This is a genomic window from Streptomyces sp. Ru73 (assembly GCF_002920575.1).
Taxonomy (GTDB): Bacteria; Actinomycetota; Actinomycetes; order Streptomycetales; family Streptomycetaceae; genus Streptomyces.
In genome coordinates, this window is record NZ_PQSQ01000018.1 from 58,245 (window position 1) to 78,052 (window position 19,808).

General features: G+C 69.1%; 17 protein-coding genes. 8 read left to right on the forward strand and 9 right to left on the reverse strand.

The genetic code is table 11. The features are described 5' to 3' along the window. Positions 1 to 21: 21 nt before the first annotated feature. On the forward strand, positions 22 to 348 hold the full coding sequence (gene trxA, locus C3486_RS11335) for a thioredoxin (RefSeq protein ID WP_103832496.1): 327 nt from the start codon (positions 22 to 24) through the stop codon (positions 346 to 348). Positions 349 to 410: 62 nt separating this feature from the next. On the opposite strand, the gene C3486_RS11340 is transcribed toward trxA, so the two are convergent. From C3486_RS11340 to rpmH, 9 genes are all read right to left on the reverse strand, one after another. After that, a complete protein-coding gene (locus tag C3486_RS11340) occupies positions 411 to 1,028 on the reverse strand; it encodes a GNAT family N-acetyltransferase (RefSeq protein WP_103832497.1) in 618 nt (205 codons plus the stop codon). Between the two features lie 307 nt (positions 1,029 to 1,335). After that, positions 1,336 to 2,430, reverse strand: coding sequence for a ParB/RepB/Spo0J family partition protein (locus tag C3486_RS11345; RefSeq protein ID WP_103832498.1), 1,095 nt, complete (start codon positions 2,428 to 2,430; stop codon positions 1,336 to 1,338). Next, positions 2,427 to 3,497, reverse strand: a complete 1,071-nt coding sequence (locus tag C3486_RS11350) for an AAA family ATPase (RefSeq protein ID WP_308461234.1) — start codon at positions 3,495 to 3,497, stop codon at positions 2,427 to 2,429. Before C3486_RS11350 ends, C3486_RS11345 begins: the two co-directional genes overlap by 4 nt. A gap of 338 nt (positions 3,498 to 3,835) precedes the next feature. Then, on the reverse strand, positions 3,836 to 4,561 hold the full coding sequence (gene rsmG, locus C3486_RS11355; protein ID WP_103832499.1) for a 16S rRNA (guanine(527)-N(7))-methyltransferase RsmG: 726 nt from the start codon (positions 4,559 to 4,561) through the stop codon (positions 3,836 to 3,838). A 131-nt stretch (positions 4,562 to 4,692) separates the two neighbouring features. After that, complete coding sequence (locus tag C3486_RS11360) at positions 4,693 to 5,199, reverse strand: R3H domain-containing nucleic acid-binding protein (RefSeq protein WP_031049992.1); 507 nt, start codon at positions 5,197 to 5,199, stop codon at positions 4,693 to 4,695. 12 nt (positions 5,200 to 5,211) lie between these two features. After that, complete coding sequence (yidC, locus tag C3486_RS11365; protein WP_103832500.1) at positions 5,212 to 6,402, reverse strand: membrane protein insertase YidC; 1,191 nt, start codon at positions 6,400 to 6,402, stop codon at positions 5,212 to 5,214. A gap of 3 nt (positions 6,403 to 6,405) precedes the next feature. Continuing rightward, positions 6,406 to 6,726: a membrane protein insertion efficiency factor YidD gene (yidD, locus tag C3486_RS11370; RefSeq protein ID WP_103832501.1), complete on the reverse strand. Its 321-nt coding sequence runs from the start codon at positions 6,724 to 6,726 to the stop codon at positions 6,406 to 6,408. Beyond that, entirely contained in the window at positions 6,723 to 7,115 is a 393-nt protein-coding gene (gene rnpA / locus C3486_RS11375; protein ID WP_103832502.1) for a ribonuclease P protein component, read from the reverse strand. Before rnpA ends, yidD begins: the two co-directional genes overlap by 4 nt. 22 nt (positions 7,116 to 7,137) lie before the next feature. Then, positions 7,138 to 7,275 (reverse strand): 50S ribosomal protein L34, encoded by a 138-nt coding sequence (rpmH, locus tag C3486_RS11380; protein ID WP_003949374.1) that lies wholly within the window; start codon positions 7,273 to 7,275, stop codon positions 7,138 to 7,140. 357 nt (positions 7,276 to 7,632) lie between these two features. On the opposite strand from rpmH, the gene dnaA reads away from it, so the two are divergent. The 7 genes from dnaA (at position 7,633) to gyrA (ending at position 19,793) form a co-directional block, all read left to right on the forward strand. Then, positions 7,633 to 9,645, forward strand: a complete 2,013-nt coding sequence (gene dnaA, locus C3486_RS11385; RefSeq protein ID WP_103832503.1) for a chromosomal replication initiator protein DnaA — start codon at positions 7,633 to 7,635, stop codon at positions 9,643 to 9,645. A gap of 1,009 nt (positions 9,646 to 10,654) precedes the next feature. Then, positions 10,655 to 11,785: a DNA polymerase III subunit beta gene (gene dnaN, locus C3486_RS11395; protein ID WP_103832504.1), complete on the forward strand. Its 1,131-nt coding sequence runs from the start codon at positions 10,655 to 10,657 to the stop codon at positions 11,783 to 11,785. Between the two features lie 266 nt (positions 11,786 to 12,051). Beyond that, positions 12,052 to 12,930 carry a phosphogluconate dehydrogenase (NAD(+)-dependent, decarboxylating) gene (gene gnd, locus C3486_RS11400; RefSeq protein ID WP_103832505.1) on the forward strand — a complete coding sequence of 293 codons (879 nt, stop codon included), beginning with the start codon at positions 12,052 to 12,054 and terminating at the stop codon, positions 12,928 to 12,930. A gap of 73 nt (positions 12,931 to 13,003) precedes the next feature. Beyond that, positions 13,004 to 14,137: a DNA replication/repair protein RecF gene (gene recF, locus C3486_RS11405; protein WP_103832506.1), complete on the forward strand. Its 1,134-nt coding sequence runs from the start codon at positions 13,004 to 13,006 to the stop codon at positions 14,135 to 14,137. After that, positions 14,138 to 14,695: a DUF721 domain-containing protein gene (locus C3486_RS11410; RefSeq protein WP_103832507.1), complete on the forward strand. Its 558-nt coding sequence runs from the start codon at positions 14,138 to 14,140 to the stop codon at positions 14,693 to 14,695. 390 nt (positions 14,696 to 15,085) lie between these two features. Beyond that, the gene (gyrB, locus tag C3486_RS11415; RefSeq protein WP_103832508.1) at positions 15,086 to 17,119 is read left to right on the forward strand and encodes a DNA topoisomerase (ATP-hydrolyzing) subunit B; all 2,034 of its coding nucleotides are present in this window, start codon (positions 15,086 to 15,088) and stop codon (positions 17,117 to 17,119) included. A gap of 49 nt (positions 17,120 to 17,168) precedes the next feature. Further along, entirely contained in the window at positions 17,169 to 19,793 is a 2,625-nt protein-coding gene (gyrA, locus tag C3486_RS11420; protein ID WP_103832509.1) for a DNA gyrase subunit A, read from the forward strand. The last annotated feature ends 15 nt before the right edge of the window (positions 19,794 to 19,808 follow it).

Below are 19,808 nucleotides of genomic sequence, written 5' to 3' on the forward strand. Positions count from 1 at the left end.
CCACCCAGTAAGGAGAACGCCATGGCCGGTGCCACGGTGACCGTCACGGACGACAACTTCGAAGAGGTCGTCCTCAAGAGCGACAAGCCTGTACTCGTCGACTTCTGGGCCACCTGGTGCGGCCCGTGCCGCCAGGTTGCCCCCTCCCTGGAGGCCATTGCCGCGGAGCACGACGAGATCGTGATCGCCAAGCTGAACACCGACGAGAACCCCGCGACCACCGCCAAGTACGGCGTCATGTCGATCCCGACCATGAACGTCTACCAGGACGGCGAGGTCGTGAAGACCATCGTCGGCGCCAAGCCGAAGGCCGCGATCGAGCGGGACCTGGCGGACTACCTCGCCTGACCCCTCGCATGTTTCACGTGAAACGGGCCCTCCCTCCGGGACGGGCCCGTTTCGCTGTCCGGCTACAGGGGCCGGAGCACCGGCTCCTTCTGGACGGCACCCAGCAGCCGGTCCAGCGCGAGTTCCACGTCTTCCTTCCACGACAGGGTCGTGCGGAGCTCCAGCCGCAGCCGCGGATAGCGCGGGTGCGGCCGTACGGTCTTGAAGCCCACCGCGAGCAGATGGTCGGCGGGCAGCACGCACGCCGGCTCCGTCCACTGGGCATCGCCGAACGCCTCGATCGACTTGAAGCCCCGGCGCAGCAGATCCTTCGCCACCGTCTGGACCATGACCCTGCCCAGCCCCTGTCCCTGGTAGCCGGGGATGAGCCAGGCGGTCATCAGCTGCACGGCGTCGGGGGAGACGGGGCTCGTCGGAAAGGCCGTGGAACGCGGCACGTAGGCCGGAGGCGCGTACAGCACGAAGCCGACCGGGACCTCGTCCACATAGACCACGCGGCCGCAGGAGCCCCACTCCAGCAGCACCGCCGAGATCCAGGCTTCCTTCTCCAGCTCGGGCCGGCCGCTCTTTACCGCGGCTTCGCCGCTGACGGGGTCGAGCTCCCAGAAGACGCACGATCGGCAGCGCTTGGGGATGTCCGGAAGGTTGTCCAGCGTGAGCGGTACGAGCCGACGCCCCATGAAGCCAGGTCCTCACTTCCCTCGCCCACCGCACTTCCCGGCATGGTCCGCGGGACGCGCTCGCGGAGCAGTCCACCGACGAAACCGCCGACTGCGCCCAGGCCGAACCCCGCTGCCATCAATCCGGTGCGGCTCACCGATCGCATGGCCTCTCCTCGTCGTGAGGTGACTCCGAGTGGATGTGTGCCATACCCGAACGCATCGTAACCGGGACAACATGAACCGGGGTACCGCGGAAGGCAAAGGGCGGGCCGCATTCCGGTCACTGGACCGGAACACGACCCGCCCCAGGGGGACGGCGCGTCACTCACGCCTCGTCGCCGTCCTCCTCCTGGTGCTTGTCCAGCACCCGGCCCTCGCCGGGGGCCAGCGTGCCGAGGATGCGCTCAAGATCGTCTATCGAGGCGAACTCCACGACGATCTTGCCCTTCTTCTGGCCGAGGTCGACCTTCACCCGCGTCTCGAAGCGGTCCGAGAGCCGGGAGGCGAGATCGTTCAGCGCGGGCGAGACACGGGTACCGGCCCGCGGCCCCTTCGCCCGCGACGTGCTCTTGGGCTCGGACCCCATCAGGGTCACGATCTCCTCGACCGCGCGGACCGAGAGGCCCTCGGCCACGATGCGGTGCGCCAGCCGGTCCTGCTCCTCGGAGTCCTCCACGGACAGCAGCGCCCGCGCATGACCGGCCGACAGCACGCCCGCCGCGACCCGCCGCTGCACCGACGGCGACAGCTTCAGCAGCCGCAGCGTGTTGGAGACCTGCGGACGCGACCGCCCGATCCGGTCCGCCAGCTCGTCATGCGTGCAGTTGAAGTCCTTCAGCAGCTGGTCGTAGGCCGCCGCCTCCTCCAGGGGATTCAACTGCGCCCGGTGGAGGTTCTCCAGCAGCGCGTCCAGGAGGAGCTTCTCGTCGTCCGTCGCCCGGATGATCGCCGGGATCTTCTCCAGCCCGGCTTCCCGGCAAGCCCGCCAGCGGCGCTCGCCCATGATGAGCTCGTACCGCTCCGGGCCGATTCGCCGTACGACGACGGGCTGGAGCAGGCCCACCTCCTGGATGGAGGTGATCAGCTCCGCCAGGGCGTCCTCGTCGAAGACCTCGCGCGGCTGCCGCGGATTGGGCGTGATCGAGTCCAGCGGAAGTTCGGCGAAGTGCGCTCCAGCGACCTCGTTCTCCTGGGGGGCCGCTGCCGGCTCGGCCGGCGCCTCTGTTTCACGTGAAACAGGCGCGTCCGGGATGGCCGCCACCTTGGCCGCGGCCACGCCCCGCTCCGGCGACATGACCGGCACCGCCGACGGCGACGTCGTCCCCCGGCCCACCGCGGGGCCGGCATTGTCCGAACCCTGCGGTGCCGCGGGGATCAGCGCACCGAGCCCGCGGCCCAGCCCTCTACGTCGTTCGCTCACTGATTCCCCTCCGACATGCTGTGCTGTGATTCATAGGTCACGCTGAGCCCCTGACCCGCCGTCCCGGACACCCCGCGCAGCGCGATCTCCCGCGCCGCTTCGAGGTAGGACAGCGATCCGCTGGAGCCCGGATCATAGGTGAGCACCGTCTGCCCGTAGCTCGGCGCCTCGGAAATACGGACCGAGCGGGGAATGCTGGTTCTCAGCACCTCGCTGCCGAAGTGGCTGCGCACCTCGTCGGCGACCTGCGAGGCGAGCCGGGTCCGGCCGTCGTACATGGTCAGCAGGATCGTCGACACATGCAGCTTGGGGTTCAGATGGCCACGGACCAGATCGACGTTGCGCAGCAGCTGGCCCAGACCCTCCAGCGCGTAGTACTCGCACTGAATGGGGATGAGCACCTCGGCGCCGGCCACCAGGGCGTTGACCGTCAGCAGGCCGAGCGAGGGCGGGCAGTCGATGAGGATGTAGTCCAGCGGCTGTTCATAGGCCTTGATGGCCCGGTCCAGCCGGCTCTCGCGGGCCACCAGCGAGACCAGTTCGATCTCCGCGCCGGCGAGGTCGATCGTGGCGGGCGCACAGAACAGCCCCTCCACGTCCGGCACCGGCTGCACCACGTCGGAGAGCGGCTTGCTCTCCACGAGGACGTCGTAGATGGAAGGGACCTCGGAGTGGTGGTCGATCCCCAGGGCCGTGGAGGCATTGCCCTGCGGGTCCAGGTCGACCACCAGCACCCGTGCCCCGTGCAGGGCCAGTGAGGCGGCCAGGTTCACGGTGGTCGTGGTCTTGCCGACCCCGCCCTTCTGGTTGGCCACCACCATGACCCGGGTCTGCTCGGGGCGCGGAAGCCCCTCTCCCGCACGGCCCAGCGCCTGGACTGCCAACTGAGCAGCACGACCGATCGGGGTGTCGTCCATCGGGGACGGCGTTTCACGTGAAACGTCTTCCCCGAGCGACTCGCTACGGGGACCGGGGACCGGATCGGTCATCGGTCCCGCGATGTTGGCGTCGGACCGCAAGGATTCACTCTCCTCGACTTCAGGCTCGCAATGCTCAGAGCCTGCCATGGTTTCGGTGCCGCGAACCAGGGAGGCCCTGTCTCCTGTGGATGAATCCTCCTCTGTGGATACATCCGTGACCCGACCGGGTCGGTGGCCACGCTGTGCGGCAGCCGCACGACCTCGGCTGATGATTCCATGCAGCAGGGAGCGACGTTTCACGTGAAACACGATGCCAGCGCCGTGTCCCATTCCCCCGCGACACTCCGGCTTATGTCGTTTTGGTGGGTTGTATGGAGCATGGACCTGGTCGGTTCGGGCGACGCCCCAGCCGCACACGACAGGAGCGCTCCCCGTCGGCGGACGGAAAGCGCTCCTGTCTGCGTCTGGTTTTGTACTGCGGGAAGCTAGCGGCGCCGCCCCCTGGGCGCCCGGTTGGCGCGGTTCGCCTTGGCGCGCTTGGCCGCGAAGCGGACACCGCCCGGGCTCTCGCCCACCTCGACGCGGACGACCGTGGACATCGGGTCCACCACGCCCTCGCCGACGTGCACCACCGAGGTCTCCACCACGCCGAGCTTGCTGAGCGCCGCCCGGGCGCCCTTCAGCTCCTCCTCCGCGGTGTCCCCCTTGAGCGCCAGCATCTCGCCGTACGGCCGCAGCAGCGGCACGCCCCAGCCGGCCAGCCGGTCCAGCGGCGCCACCGCACGCGCGGTCACCACGTGAACCTGGGGAATCTTGCCCATCACCTCTTCGGCCCGGCCCCGCACCACGGTCACATGGTCCAGGCCCAGCAGCTCCACGACCTCCTGCAGGAAGTTCGTGCGCCGCAGCAGCGGCTCCAGCAGGGTGATCTTCAGATCCGGCCGGACCAGCGCCAGCGGAATGCCGGGCAGGCCGGCGCCGGAGCCCACGTCGCACACCGAGACGCCCTCGGGAACCACCTCGGAGAGCACCGCGCAATTCAGCAGGTGCCGCTCCCACAGCCGCGGCACCTCACGCGGACCGATCAGCCCGCGCCGCACACCCGCGTCGGCGAGCAGCTCGCCGTACCGTACGGCCTCCGGGAAGCGCTCACCGAACATCTCCCGCGCCGCCTCGGGCGCCGGGGGAAGCTCCGCCGCTGACTCCGTCACGGTTACCGCCCTTCCTCTGAACTGCTGATACTGCCGGTGCCCGGTCGGATGCCGGTCCACGCGGAAGGCTGACAAGACATGGCCCCGCCTGCGAACAGACGGGGCCAAGGGACACGCGCGAGCGCCGGGGGTCAGGCCGGGAGCACGACGACCCGGCGCTGGGGCTCCTCGCCCTCGGACTCGCTGCGCAGCCCGGCCGCCGCGACGGCGTCGTGCACGACCTTGCGCTCGAACGGCGTCATCGGCTTCAGCTTCACCGGCTCGCCCGAGGTCTTCGCTTCCTGGGCCGCCTTGGCGCCCAGCTCCGCGAGCTCCTCGCGCTTGCGTGCGCGGTAGCCGGCGATGTCCAGCATCAGACGGCTGCGGTCGCCGGTCTCCCGGTGCACCGCCAGCCGGGTCAGCTCCTGGAGCGCCTCCAGCACCTCACCGTCGCGGCCCACCAGCTTCTGCAGGTCACGGCTGGTGGAGTCGCTGATGATCGACACCGCGGCGCGGTCGGCCTCGACGTCCATGTCGATGTCGCCGTCGAGGTCCGCGATGTCCAGCAGGCCCTCGAGGTAGTCGGCCGCGATCTCGCCCTCCTGCTCCAGCCGGGACAGGGTGTCGGTGCCCTCGGCGGCAGGGGTCGTGTCCGTCACGAAGAACTCCTTCTACTTCTTGGACGGGTGCTTGGGCCGCTGCTGGCCCTTGCGCTGTCCGGACTTGGCGTTACGGGAGGAACCGGCGGCGGAGCTGCCCTTGCCCTTGCCGCCCTGCGACTTCTGCGCGGCGTTCTTCTTCGCCGCGTCCGCCTTCTGGCCCGAGTCCTTCTGCAGCGACTGCTTCGCCTCGCCGTCCGTGGCCGTGGAGCCCGTCCCCTGCGTACCGGCACGGGCCCGGGCGCGGGCCTGCGTGCCGCCGGCGGCCGGGGCCGCGGTCTGGCGCTGGGACTTGCTCTGGCGCTTGGGCTGCTGGCGGTTCTGGCGCGCCTCCTCGACGGCCTTCTTCGCCTCGACCTCCGCCGGGTCCTCCTTGAGCTTGCCCTTGGCGCGCAGGCGCTCCTGGCGCTCCTTGTAGGCCCGGCTGCCCGGAGTGGGGTTACGGCGGATGACGAACATCTGCTGGCCCATGGTCCACACGTTGGTGGTCAGCCAGTAGACGAGGACACCGACGGGGAAGTTGATGCCGAAGACGGCGAACATGATCGGGAAGACGTACATCAGCATCTTCTGCTGCTGCATGAACGGCGTCTTCACCGTGAGGTCGACGTTCTTGGTCATCAGCTGGCGCTGCGTGTAGAACTGCGACGCCGACATCAGGACGATCATGATGATGGTCACGACGCGGACGTCGGTCAGCGAGGCGCCGAGCGCCTCCACCTTCGAGGCCGAGTCCATGAACTTCACGGACAGCGGGGCACCGAAGATGTGCGCCTTCTGGGCGCTCGCCAGCAGCGGTGCGTCGATGAAGCCGACGGTCTGGTTCTTCGCGATGTGGCTGAGGACCTGGTACAGCGAGATGAAGAACGGCGACTGCGCCAGAATCGGGAGACAGCTCGAGAGCGGGTTGGTGCCCGTCTCCTTGTAGAGCTTCATCATCTCTTCGGACTGGCGCTGCTTGTCGCTCTTGTAGCGCTCCTGGATCGCCTTCATCTTCGGCTGGAGCGCCTGCATGTTCCGCGTCGACTTGATCTGCTTCACGAAGAGCGGGATCAGGCAGATCCGGATCAGCACCACCAGCGACACGATGGACAGACCCCACGCCGCGCCACTGTTCTTGTCGAAGATCAGGCTGAAGAACGAGTGGAACTGGACGATGATCCAGGAAACTGCGTAATAGAGAGGCTTCAGGATCGTGTCCACGAATCAAGCTCCTTGGGCGTTGGGCTGAGTCTCGGGCTGTGCGGCGGGCTCATCATGGACGGCGGGCCCGCTCAAGCGGCTCCTCAGCCGCTGGTGCCAGACCGGATGTTTCCGGGGCGGTACATGGTCGACACCACCGAGCGACCACGGGTTGCAACGCAGGATGCGCCAAGCGGTCAGCGCGGTCCCTTTTACCGCGCCGTGCCGGTCGATGGCCGTGTAGCCATAGTGCGAGCACGACGGGTAGTACTTGCAGACCGGACCCAGCAAGGGGCTGATGGTCCACTGGTACAACTTGATCAACAGCAGCAGCGGGTACTTCACGGAGCGCCCCCTCCTGGGTCCCGCCGGGGGGTCCTCAGCAGGCGCTGCAGCGCGGCGTCGAGATCGTGGGCGAGTGCTTCGTACTCCGCCTGGCCGGCGCCGGGCAGCGCGCGTACGACCACCAGGCTACCGGCGGGCAGCCGGTCCAGGCGGTCGCGCACGAGGTGCCGGAGACGGCGCTGGACCTTGTTCCGGACCACGGCGTTGCCGATGGCCTTGCTCACGACGAAACCCGCACGCGCCGGGGGAACCATTTCCCCCGGTACGTGCGGGTCCGTTGCACCGCTGCGTAGGTGGACGACGAGGAGCGGGCGCCCGGCCCTGCGTCCTCGGCGTACCGCGGCCGCGAAGTCCTCGCGCCGCCTCAGCCGATGCTCGGTAGGCAGCACGACATGGACCTAGACCGGGCCGTCAGGCCGACAGGCGGGCGCGACCCTTGCCGCGGCGGGACGCGAGGATCGCGCGGCCGGCACGCGTGCGCATGCGCAGGCGGAAACCGTGGGTCTTGGCGCGGCGACGGTTGTTCGGCTGGAAGGTGCGCTTGCTCACTCGGGGGCTCCAGGAAAGATTGTTGCCTCTTGCGAGACAGGTGTGGGGCGTCGACTGGCTGTCACCGTGCGCCCACGAGTAGCTCGCATACGCCCGAGTGCACCGCTACACGATCGCTGGGCGCGATCTTTGCCCATCGGAGGCAGGCGGCAGCAGCCATCGACAACTCGACCTGGTCACGGTACGCGGGGCCGCATCATCCGGTCAAACCGGCTCCATGACGGGACACGCTGTACACAGGCTGTGGACAACAACTTGAACACGCGCGGGTCAGCTGACTACCGTGGCTGAACTCCGATTCCTTCCCGCCCGTCCTGAGAATCACACATTCGTGGGACCTGTGAGAGAGCGTGCTCTGTGGCTGACGTCCCTGCAGATCTTGCCGCAGTGTGGCCGCGGGTACTCGACCACCTGCTCCGGGCGGAGAGCGACAGCCTCAAGCCCAAGGACCAGGACTGGCTCAAGCGGACCCAGCCGCTCGCCCTGGTCGCCGACACCGCGCTGCTCGCCGTCCCCAATGAGTTCGCGAAGGGCGTCCTCGAGGGCCGGCTCGCGCCCCTCATCGGGGAGGCGCTGAGCCACGAATGCGGCCGCCCGATCCGTATCGCGATCACCGTCGACGACACCTCCGAGGCGCCGCAGCCCCCCGCCCCGCCGCAGCAGCACCTGCCTTCGCAGCAGCCGCAGCTCTCGCACGACGCGTACGACGGCTACGACAACCGCCAGGGCTACGGTCGGCAGAACGGCCATGAAACCGGTCCCCAGGGCGTACCGCAGGGTGGACACGGCGGCCATCAGAACGACGAGCTGCCCACGGTGCGGCCCGCGTACCCCGAGTACCAGCAGCAGCACCAGCAGCCGCGGCCCGCGCCCGGCGCCTGGCCGCAGCACACGGAGGACCGGCGTTCCGGCCTGCCCGACGACTCCGGGCGGCGCGAGGACTACGGCTGGCAGCAGCAGCGGCTCGGCGGTTTCCCCGAGCGCGACCCCTATGCCACGCCCTCCCACCTCCAGCAGCACGGCAGGCCGGGTCCCGGCGACTATCGGTCGCAGAACGACGACTACCGGTCACAGAGTGACGACTACCGCTCGCAGAGCGATGACTACCGCTCGCAGAGCGGTGAGGACTACCGCCGGCAGGGCACCGACCGCCCGCACTCCGATGCTCCGCGTCCGTACGAGCAGTCCCCGCAGCACCGTGACACCGAGGGGCACCAGCCGGGCGGCCACGGCCGGCACGCGGCACCCGGCGGCCCCGGCAGCAGCCTGCCCGCGCCCAGCGGCGCGCCGGGCCCGCTCGCCGCGCAGCCCGCGCCGGCCACCGGCCCCGGAGAGCCCACCGCGCGGCTGAACCCGAAGTACCTCTTCGACACCTTCGTCATCGGCGCGTCCAACCGCTTCGCGCACGCCGCTGCGGTCGCCGTCGCCGAGGCCCCGGCCAAGGCGTACAACCCGCTGTTCATCTACGGCGAGTCCGGGCTCGGCAAGACGCACCTGCTGCACGCGATCGGCCACTACGCCCGCAGCCTGTACCCGGGCACCCGGGTCAGATACGTGAGCTCGGAGGAGTTCACCAACGAGTTCATCAACTCCATCCGCGACGGCAAGGCGGACGCGTTCCGCAAGCGCTACCGCGACATGGACATCCTGCTGGTCGACGACATCCAGTTCCTGGCGAGCAAGGAGTCGACGCAGGAGGAGTTCTTCCACACCTTCAACACGCTGCACAACGCCAACAAGCAGATCGTGCTCTCCAGTGACCGGCCGCCCAAGCAGCTGGTGACCCTGGAGGACCGGCTGCGCAACCGCTTCGAGTGGGGCCTGATCACGGACGTCCAGCCGCCCGAGCTGGAGACCCGTATCGCGATCCTCCGCAAGAAGGCGGTGCAGGAGCAGCTGAACGCGCCGCCGGAGGTGCTGGAGTTCATCGCCTCCCGGATCTCGCGGAACATCCGCGAGCTGGAGGGCGCGCTGATCCGGGTCACCGCCTTCGCCTCGCTCAACCGGCAGCCGGTGGACCTCGGCCTCACCGAGATCGTGCTGAAGGACCTGATCCCCGGCGGCGAGGACGCGGCCCCCGAGATCACCGCCACGGCGATCATGGCGGCCACCGCCGACTACTTCGGGCTGACGGTGGAGGACCTGTGCGGCTCCTCACGCAGCCGGGTGCTGGTGACCGCGCGGCAGATCGCCATGTACCTGTGCCGTGAGCTGACCGACCTGTCGCTGCCGAAGATCGGCGGCCACTTCGGCGGCCGCGACCACACCACCGTCATGCACGCGGACCGGAAGATCCGCGCGCTGATGGCCGAGCGCCGCTCCATCTACAACCAGGTGACCGAGCTGACGAACCGCATCAAGAACGGCTGAGGCGCGCGGCGCCGGCCGCAGGCGCGCCCAGGGCGCTCCGGGACGAACTCCCGGGGCGCCCTTCTTCTTTGAGCGGCCCTCAGGCGGTCCTGAACGGCTCTCAGAAGGTCCCGTGACCGCGGCCGGCTTGTGTGAGCGGCTCTCAGAGGGATCTCGTGGCCGCCGCCGACAGGACGTCAGGAGGCCGTACCGCGCGTCCCCCGAGCCCCTGAAAGGTGTCCCCACGCTGTGGAACGGACCGGCCGGCCGCTCATGAACTCCCCGCCGCTGTTCGATTTCTGACGAGGACACGGCTTCCCTCCACAGATTGGGCGAGAATCTTCCTTCCACACCCTGGGGACTGGAGAGTTATCCCGACCGCGTCCACAAGCAGTCCGCCCACCAGTAGATCACCCCAGGTCAGCGGGGTGTGGATTTGCGGACAACTCTTATCCACAGGGTGTGGACGAGGTGGTCTTCCCCAGGCTGCGCACACGACTGTCCACCGGCCGCCCACAGGGAAAGCGATGTTGTGCACACCCCGTCCACACCGCTGTCCACTGTTCGGCAAGGCGACACCACCGCTCACCGGCTCGAGTGAAAGCGGTCACACCAAAGTGCCGGGTTGGGCTGTGGGGAACCTGGGTAAAACTGGGGATGGCACTGGGGAGAAACCGCCCTCCCCTGTGCATCGGGTGTGCACAACCCGCGGTGGTCCACAGAGACGCCCCGTTGTCCACGGCTGCGCCCACAGCCGCCCGTGGACAAAAAACCGGCTTTGACCTGCGCGAAAGCAGTTGTCCACGGTTTCCACAGGGCCTACTACTACGACCACGGATATCTAGCGGGGAACTCGTTTCGAATCGGGTGCTGTGCACAACTTGGGGACCGGACCTCTCCGAGCTCTCGTCCCGACTTGACCCCGAGCCGCACGGGCTGTCGGTGGCGTGCGTCAGACTGGTCTCCGGCAACCCAGCCGACGACGAAGGCCAGCAGGGCGAGAGCCAGCAACAGCAGGAGGCGGTTTCCGGTGAAGATCCGGGTGGAGCGCGATGTACTCGCGGAGGCAGTGGCCTGGGCGGCCAAGAGCCTCCCGGCCCGTCCGCCGGTGCCCGTCCTCGCGGGCCTCCTCCTGAAGGCGGAGGACGGCTCCCTGAGCCTCTCCGGCTTCGACTACGAGGTCTCGGCGCGGGTCTCGGTGGAGGCGGAGACCGAGGAGGAGGGCACGGTCCTCGTCTCCGGCCGGCTGCTCGCCGACATCTGCCGCGCCCTGCCGAACCGCCCGGTGGAGATCTCCACAGACGGTGTACGCGTGACCGTCGTCTGCGGCTCCTCGCGGTTCACCCTCCACACCCTTCCTGTGGAGGAGTACCCGGCGCTGCCCCAGATGCCCACCGCCACCGGCACCGTGCCCGGTGAGGTCTTCGCCGCCGCGGCCGCCCAGGTCGCCATCGCCGCCGGCCGTGACGACACCCTCCCGGTGCTCACCGGTGTCCGCATCGAGATCGAGGGCGACACCGTCACGCTCGCCTCGACCGACCGTTACCGCTTCGCGGTCCGCGAGTTCCTGTGGAAGCCGGAGAGCCCGGACGCGTCCGCGGTCGCGCTGGTGCCCGCCAAGACGCTGCTGGACACCGCCAAGTCGCTGAGCAGCGGCGACACCGTCACGCTGGCGCTCTCGGGCTCCGGCGCCGGTGAGGGCCTGATCGGCTTCGAGGGCGCGGGCCGCCGTACGACGACCCGCCTGCTGGAAGGCGACCTGCCGAAGTACCGCACGCTCTTCCCGACCGAGTTCAACTCCGTCGCGGTGATCGAGACGGCCCCCTTCGTCGAGGCCGTCAAGCGTGTGGCGCTGGTCGCTGAGCGGAACACCCCGGTGCGGCTCAGCTTCGAGCAGGGCGTGCTGATCCTGGAGGCCGGCTCCAGCGACGATGCACAGGCTGTGGAGCGCGTCGACGCGCAGCTCGACGGCGACGACATCTCGATCGCCTTCAACCCCGGCTTCCTGCTGGAGGGCCTGTCCGCGATCGACTCGCCGGTGGCCCAGCTGTCGTTCACGACGTCCACCAAGCCCGCGCTGCTGAGCGGCAAGCCCGCCGCCGACGCCGAGGCGGACGACGCGTACAAGTACCTGATCATGCCGGTGCGCCTGTCGGGCTGAGCTGCGCGGCGCACCGGCCGGGAGCGCGAGGGTCGCCCCTCGCAGGACCGCGGTATGCCGGTGCGCCTGTCGGGCTGAGCCCGTCTCGCCGGTGCCCCCGGGCCGTGCCGCGCGGCCGTGCGGACCCGCTCCGTACGGCCGCCCGGATGACGCGGTTGACCTGCGGCTTATGAGCGGCTGAGCCCACAGCTGTGCACGCAGCTTCGGGCGTAGGCTCGTTGTAGGTCAGGTACAAGGGCAACGACTATGTGCAAAGAGGGTCTCTGATGGAGCTCGGTCTCGTCGGTCTCGGCAAGATGGGCGGCAACATGCGCGAGCGCATCCGCCGCGCCGGCCACACGGTCATCGGTTACGACCGCAATCCCGACCTCGCGGATGTGTCCAGTCTCAAGGAGATGGTGGACCGGCTGCAGGGTCCGCGGGTCGTGTGGGTCATGGTGCCGGCCGGCGCCGCCACCCAGGCGACGATCGATGAGCTCGGTGAGCTGCTGTCCGAGGGCGACATCGTCGTCGACGGCGGCAACAGCCGGTGGACGGACGACGAGAAGCACGCCGAGGAGCTGCGCGCCAAGGGCATCGGCTTCGTCGACTGCGGCGTCTCCGGTGGTGTCTGGGGCCTGGAGAACGGCTACGCGCTGATGTACGGCGGCGACGCCGAGGACGTGGCGAAGGTCCAGCCGATCTTCGACGCGCTGAAGCCGGAGGGCGACTTCGGTTCGGTGCACGCCGGCAAGGTCGGCGCGGGCCACTTCGCGAAGATGGTCCACAACGGCATCGAGTACGCGATGATGCAGGCCTACGCCGAGGGCTGGGAGCTGCTGGAGAAGGTCGACTCCGTCACGGACGTGCGCGAGGTCTTCCGCTCCTGGCAGGAGGGCACGGTCATCCGCTCCTGGCTGCTGGACCTGGCGGTCAACGCGCTGGACGACGACGAGCACCTGGAGAAGCTGCGCGGTTACGCGGCCGACTCCGGTGAGGGCCGCTGGACGGTCGAGGCCGCGATCGACAACGCGGTGCCGCTGCCGGCGATCACCGCGTCGCTGTTCGCGCGGTTCTCCTCGCGTCAGGACGACTCGCCGCAGATGAAGATGATCGCCGCGCTGCGGAACCAGTTCGGCGGCCACGCGGTCGAGAACAAGAAGTAAGCAGACCGGGCTTCCGGGGCAGGCGTCCCGGAAGCCCGCAGCAGTACCACGCCGGGGGAGGTCGGCGCCCGTCATGCATGTCGCGCATCTGTCGCTCGCCGACTTCCGCTCGTACGCCCGGGTCGAGGTCCCGCTCGATCCGGGCGTCACCGCCTTCGTCGGACCCAACGGCCAGGGCAAGACCAACCTCGTCGAGGCGGTCGGCTACCTCGCCACCCTCGGCAGCCACCGGGTCTCCTCCGACGCGCCGCTGGTCCGCATGGGCGCGGAGCGGGCGATCGTACGGGCCCAGGTGGTGCAGGGCGACCGGCAGCAGCTGATCGAGCTGGAGCTGAACCCGGGCAAGGCCAACCGGGCCAGGATCAACAGGTCGTCGCAGGTCAGGCCGCGTGACGTGCTCGGCATCGTGCGTACGGTCCTGTTCGCTCCGGAGGACCTGGCCCTGGTGAAGGGCGACCCGGGCGAGCGGCGGCGCTTCCTCGACGAGCTGATCACCGCGCGATCGCCGCGGATGGCGGGCGTGCGTTCCGACTACGACCGCGTGCTGAAGCAGCGGAACACCCTGCTCAAGAGCGCGGCGCTGGCGCGCCGGCACGGCGGCCGGAAGATGGACCTCTCCACGCTGGACGTGTGGGACCAGCACCTGGCGCGCGCGGGTGCCGAGCTGCTGGCACAGCGGCTGGACCTGATCGCGACGCTCGAGCCGCTGGCGGACAAGGCGTACGAGCAGCTGGCGCCGGGCGGCGGCCCGGTCGCGCTGGAGTACCGGGGCTCGGTAGGTGAGCGGCTGGCCGAGGCGTCGAACCGCGAGGAGCTGTACGGGCTGCTCATGGAGGCGCTGGGCGAGGCCCGGAAGAACGAGATCGAGCGGGGCGTGACCCTGGTCGGCCCGCACCGCGACGACCTGGTCCTCAAGCTGGGGCGGCTGCCCGCGAAGGGGTACGCGAGCCACGGCGAGTCCTGGTCGTACGCGCTGGCGCTGCGGCTGGCCTCGTACGACCTGCTCAGGGCCGAGGGCAATGAGCCGGTCCTCGTACTGGACGACGTCTTCGCCGAGCTGGACGCGCGCCGGCGGGAGCGGCTGGCGGAGCTGGTGGCGCCGGGCGAGCAGGTGCTGGTGACGGCGGCGGTGGACGACGATGTGCCGGGCGTGCTGGCGGGGGCGCGGTTCGCGGTCTCCGAGGGCGTCGCGGAGAAGGTGTCGTAAGTGAGCGAGCAATCCGGTCCACAGGACGCGCCGGGGCCCGAGCAGCCCCGGCCGCCGGAGCTGTCCGGCATCGACCTGGCGCGGCAGGCGCTGGTGGCCGCCAAGGAGCAGGCCCGGGCGCGTGGCGCTGCGGCGCAGCAGAAGAAGCAGGCCAGACGGGGCGGCGGCCTGAGGTCCGGGGCCCGTGCCGACGGGCGGGACCCGCTGCCGCTGGGTGCGGCGATCAACCGTCTGATCACCGAGCGCGGCTGGGAGACGCCCGCCGCGGTCGGCGGGGTGATGGGGCGCTGGCCGCAGCTGGTGGGCCAGGAGGTGGCGCAGCACTGCGAGCCTCAGAAGTACGACGAGGACGCGCGGGTGCTGACGGTGCAGTGCGACTCGACGGCATGGGCGACGCAGCTGCGGCTGCTGGCGCCGACGCTCGTGGCCCGGCTGAACGAGGACCTGGGGCACGGGTCCGTGAAAATGATCAAGGTACTGGGTCCGGGCGGCCCGCCCCGGCGGTACGGCTCGCTGCGGGCTCCGGGCAGCAGGGGCCCGGGGGACACCTACGGCTGATCCGCGCATGCGGGGCCGAAGTCGTCTGTTTCACGTGAAACCAGGGTCCTGGCCGGGGGCTGGTTCGGGCGTGAATGTCCGGGATGCTCGGGTGTGACAGAAGAGACTCCGCTCACGGTAGTCGGAGGTTGACAGCCCGAAGCGCTGAGGGCCGGTGTGAGCGCCCTGGGGGCCCGCTCCAGATATGGGGAGTCGGCGGACGTCAGTTCAGGGCGGCACGTGAGGACTCAGGCGCCCGCAAACCCCCATGAGTGTCGGCGCTACCGGTAGACTGGTAGCAATCCCGCCCACTCGCGGAACATGTCGAACGACGCAGCCGCTCCTGACCGGCACGGGGCCTCCCCGCCGGCGGCAGGAGAAGGCTCGTGCCTGTGCCAGAAAGGGCGCTTCGTGGCCGACTCCGGCGACCTCAACGAGAACATCACGGCTTCTACCGAAGAGGGGGTTTCTTCTGCCGGCGCCAGTGGCGGCTCCTCGGAAGAGAAGTCGTACGACGCCAGTGCGATCACTGTCCTTGAGGGCCTGGACGCGGTTCGCAAGCGACCGGGTATGTACATCGGCTCCACCGGTGAACGCGGCCTGCACCACCTGGTGCAGGAGGTCGTCGACAACTCCGTCGACGAAGCGATGGCCGGCCACGCCGACACCATCGACGTGACGATCCTGCCCGACGGCGGGGTCCGCGTGGTGGACAACGGCCGCGGTATCCCGGTGGGCATCATCCCCTCGGAGGGGAAGCCGGCCGTCGAGGTCGTGCTCACCGTCCTGCACGCGGGCGGCAAGTTCGGCGGCGGCGGTTACGCGGTCTCCGGTGGTCTGCACGGCGTCGGCGTCTCCGTCGTCAACGCGCTGTCCACGAAGGTCGCCGTCGAGGTCAAGACGGACGGCTACCGCTGGACGCAGGACTACAAGCAGGGTGTGCCGACCGCGCCGCTGGCCCGTAACGAGGCCACGGACGAGACCGGCACGTCGGTGACCTTCTGGGCCGACGGCGACATCTTCGAGACGACCGAGTACAGCTTCGAGACGCTGTCCCGGCGCTTCCAGGAGATGGCCTTCCTCAACAAGGGCCTCACCATCCGGCTCACCGACGAGCGCGAGGCGCACGTCGACGAGGACGGTAAGCCGCTCTCCGTCACGTACCACTACGAAGGCGGCCTCGTCGACTTCGTGAAGTACCTGAACTCCCGCAAGGGCGAGACGGTCCACCCCACGGTCATCGACATCGAGGCCGAGGACAAGGAGCGGATGCTCTCGGTGGAGATCGCGATGCAGTGGAACACCCAGTACACCGAGGGTGTCTACAGCTTCGCGAACACCATCCACACCCACGAGGGCGGTACCCACGAAGAGGGCTTCCGCGCCGCGCTGACGGGCCTGATCAACCGGTACGCGCGCGACCGCAAGCTGCTGCGCGAGAAGGACGACAACCTCACCGGTGAGGACATCCGCGAGGGCCTGACGGCGATCATCTCCGTCAAGCTCGGCGAGCCGCAGTTCGAGGGCCAGACCAAGACCAAGCTGGGCAACACCGAGGCCAAGACCTTCGTGCAGAAGGTCGTCCACGAGCACCTCACGGACTGGCTGGACCGGAACCCCAACGAGGCAGCGGACATCATCCGCAAGGGCATCCAGGCCGCCACGGCCCGCGTCGCAGCCCGCAAGGCGCGCGACCTGACCCGCCGCAAGGGCCTGCTGGAGACCGCGTCGCTGCCGGGCAAGCTCAGCGACTGCCAGTCCAACGACCCCACCAAGTGCGAGATCTTCATCGTCGAGGGTGACTCCGCGGGCGGCTCGGCCAAGTCCGGCCGTAACCCCGAGTACCAGGCGATCCTCCCGATCCGCGGCAAGATCCTGAACGTCGAGAAGGCCAGGGTCGACAAGATCCTGCAGAACCAGGAAGTCCAGGCGCTCATCTCGGCCTTCGGCACGGGCGTGCACGAGGACTTCGACATCGAGAAGCTCCGCTATCACAAGATCATCCTGATGGCGGACGCCGACGTCGACGGCCAGCACATCAACACCCTGCTGCTCACCTTCCTCTTCCGCTTCATGCGGCCGCTGGTGGAGGCCGGGCACGTCTACCTCTCGCGCCCCCCGCTGTACAAGATCAAGTGGGGCCGGGACGACTTCGAGTACGCCTACTCCGACCGCGAGCGCGACGCCCTCATCGAGATGGGCAAGCAGGCCGGCAAGCGCATCAAGGACGACTCGGTCCAGCGCTTCAAGGGTCTGGGCGAGATGAACGCCGAAGAGCTGCGCGTGACGACCATGGACACCGACCACCGGGTGCTCGGACAGGTGTCGCTGGACGACGCCGCCCGCGCCGACGACCTGTTCTCCGTGCTCATGGGCGAGGACGTCGAAGCCCGTCGCTCCTTCATCCAGCGCAACGCCAAGGACGTCCGCTTCCTCGACATCTGAGCCCGTCGGCCCGTAACGCAGCCGCAGCTCGAAAGGACTTTGAACAGCAATGGCCGACGAGAACCCCCCTGTGACCCCGGACGGCGTGACCGCCGAGGGCGCGCCCGCCGCCATCGAGGGCGTGGGCATGCGCGTCGAGCCCGTCGGGCTCGAGACGGAGATGCAGCGCTCCTACCTCGACTACGCGATGTCCGTCATCGTCTCGCGTGCCCTGCCCGACGTCCGGGACGGCCTCAAGCCGGTGCACCGCCGCGTCCTGTACGCGATGTACGACGGCGGCTACCGCCCCGAGAAGGGCTTCTACAAGTGCGCCCGTGTCGTCGGTGACGTCATGGGTAACTACCACCCGCACGGCGACTCCTCGATCTACGACGCGCTGGTCCGCCTCGCGCAGCCGTGGTCGATGCGGATGCCGCTGGTGGACTCCAACGGCAACTTCGGTTCTCCGGGCAACGACCCGGCCGCGGCCATGCGGTACACCGAGTGCAAGATGGCGCCGCTGTCCATGGAGATGGTCCGGGACATCGACGAGGAGACCGTCGACTTCCAGGACAACTACGACGGCCGCAGCCAGGAGCCGACGGTCCTGCCGTCCCGCTTCCCGAACCTGCTGATCAACGGCTCGGCCGGCATCGCGGTCGGCATGGCGACCAACATCCCGCCGCACAACCTCCGCGAGGTCGCGGCCGGCGCCCAGTGGCACCTGGAGCACCCCGAGGCCTCCAACGAGGAGCTGCTGGAAGCCCTGATCGAGCGGATCAAGGGCCCGGACTTCCCGACCGGCGCGCTGGTCGTGGGCCGCAAGGGCATCGAGGAGGCGTACCGCACCGGGCGCGGCTCCATCACGATGCGCGCGGTGGTCGAGGTCGAGGAGATCCAGAACCGCCAGTGCCTGGTGGTCACGGAACTGCCGTACCAGGTCAACCCCGACAACCTCGCGCAGAAGATCGCCGACCTGGTGAAGGACGGCAAGATCGGCGGCATCGCCGACGTCCGCGACGAGACCTCCTCGCGGACCGGCCAGCGCCTGGTCATCGTGCTCAAGCGGGACGCCGTCGCCAAGGTCGTCCTGAACAACCTCTACAAGCACACCGACCTGCAGACGAACTTCGGCGCCAACATGCTGGCGCTGGTCGACGGCGTGCCGCGCACGCTGTCCCTGGACGCGTTCATCCGCCACTGGGTGACGCACCAGATCGAGGTCATCGTCCGCCGGACGAAGTTCCGGCTGCGCAAGGCCGAGGAGCGCGCGCACATCCTGCGCGGTCTGCTCAAGGCCCTGGACGCGATCGACGAGGTCATCGCGCTGATCCGGCGCAGCGACACGGTCGACGTGGCGCGCGAGGGCCTGATGGGCCTGCTGGACATCGACGAGATCCAGGCGAACGCGATCCTGGAGATGCAGCTGCGGCGCCTGGCGGCCCTGGAGCGGCAGAAGATCACCGCCGAGCACGACGAGCTGCAGGCCAAGATCCGCGAGTACAACGCGATCCTGGCCTCCCCCGAGAAGCAGCGGCAGATCGTCAGCGAGGAGCTGACCGCGCTCGTCGAGAAGTACGGCGACGACCGCCGCTCCAAGCTGGTGCCCTTCGAGGGCGACATGTCCATCGAGGACCTGATCGCCGAGGAGGACATCGTCGTCACGATCACCCGTGGCGGCTACGTCAAGCGCACCAAGACCGACGACTACCGCTCGCAGAAGCGCGGCGGCAAGGGCGTCCGCGGCACGAAGCTGAAGGAAGACGACATCGTCGCCCACTTCTTCGTGACCACCACCCACCACTGGCTGCTGTTCTTCACGAACAAGGGCCGGGTCTACCGCGCCAAGGCGTACGAGCTGCCCGACGCGGGCCGGGACGCCCGCGGCCAGCACGTCGCGAACCTCCTCGCCTTCCAGCCGGACGAGCAGATCGCCCAGGTCATGGCGATCCGGGACTACGAGGCCGCGCCGTACCTGGTCCTCGCGACCAAGGCGGGCCTGGTGAAGAAGACTCCGCTGAAGGACTACGACTCGCCGCGCTCCGGCGGTGTCATCGCCATCAACCTGCGCGAGCAGGAGGACGGCTCGGACGACGAGCTGATCGGCGCCCAGATGGTCTCCGGCGAGGACGACCTGTTGCTGATCTCCAAGAAGGCGCAGTCGATCCGCTTCACCGCGACGGACGAGGCGCTGCGCCCGATGGGCCGTGCCACCTCCGGCGTGAAGGGGATGAGCTTCCGCGAGGGCGACGAGCTGCTCTCCATGAACGTGGTGCGGGCGGGGACGTTCGTCTTCACCGCCACCGACGGCGGTTACGCCAAGCGTACGAACGTGGACGAGTACCGGGTCCAGGGCCGCGGCGGCCTGGGTATCAAGGCTGCCAAGATCGTGGAGGATCGGGGTGAGCTGGTCGGCGCGCTGGTGGTCGAGGCGAGCGACGAGATCCTCGCCATCACCCTCAGCGGTGGGGTGATCCGCACGCGGGTCGACGAGGTCAGGGAGACGGGCCGTGACACCATGGGCGTCCAACTGATCAACCTGGGCAAGCGCGATGCCGTCGTCGGTATCGCTCGGAACGCCGAGGCCGGTCGCGAGGCCGAAGAGGTCGACGGGCCGGCGGAGGACGAGCCGGCCGATGACGCGGCGCAGGACCAGGCCCCGGCGGCCGGGGGCGAGGAGCCCGCGGCGGAGTAGCGCGAGGAGTAGGTC

What these genes read in the sequence shown, in the direction of transcription:
- recF (WP_103832506.1), top strand. Translation starts at nt 13,004, where the DNA reads ATGCATGTCGCGCATCTGTCGCTCGCCGACTTCCGCTCGTACGCCCGG.
- gnd (WP_103832505.1), top strand. Translation starts at nt 12,052, where the DNA reads ATGGAGCTCGGTCTCGTCGGTCTCGGCAAGATGGGCGGCAACATGCGC.
- trxA (WP_103832496.1), top strand. Translation starts at nt 22, where the DNA reads ATGGCCGGTGCCACGGTGACCGTCACGGACGACAACTTCGAAGAGGTC.
- C3486_RS11340 (WP_103832497.1), bottom strand. Translation starts at nt 1,028, where the DNA reads ATGGGGCGTCGGCTCGTACCGCTCACGCTGGACAACCTTCCGGACATC.
- C3486_RS11350 (WP_308461234.1), bottom strand. Translation starts at nt 3,497, where the DNA reads ATGGCAGGCTCTGAGCATTGCGAGCCTGAAGTCGAGGAGAGTGAATCC.
- gyrA (WP_103832509.1), top strand. Translation starts at nt 17,169, where the DNA reads ATGGCCGACGAGAACCCCCCTGTGACCCCGGACGGCGTGACCGCCGAG.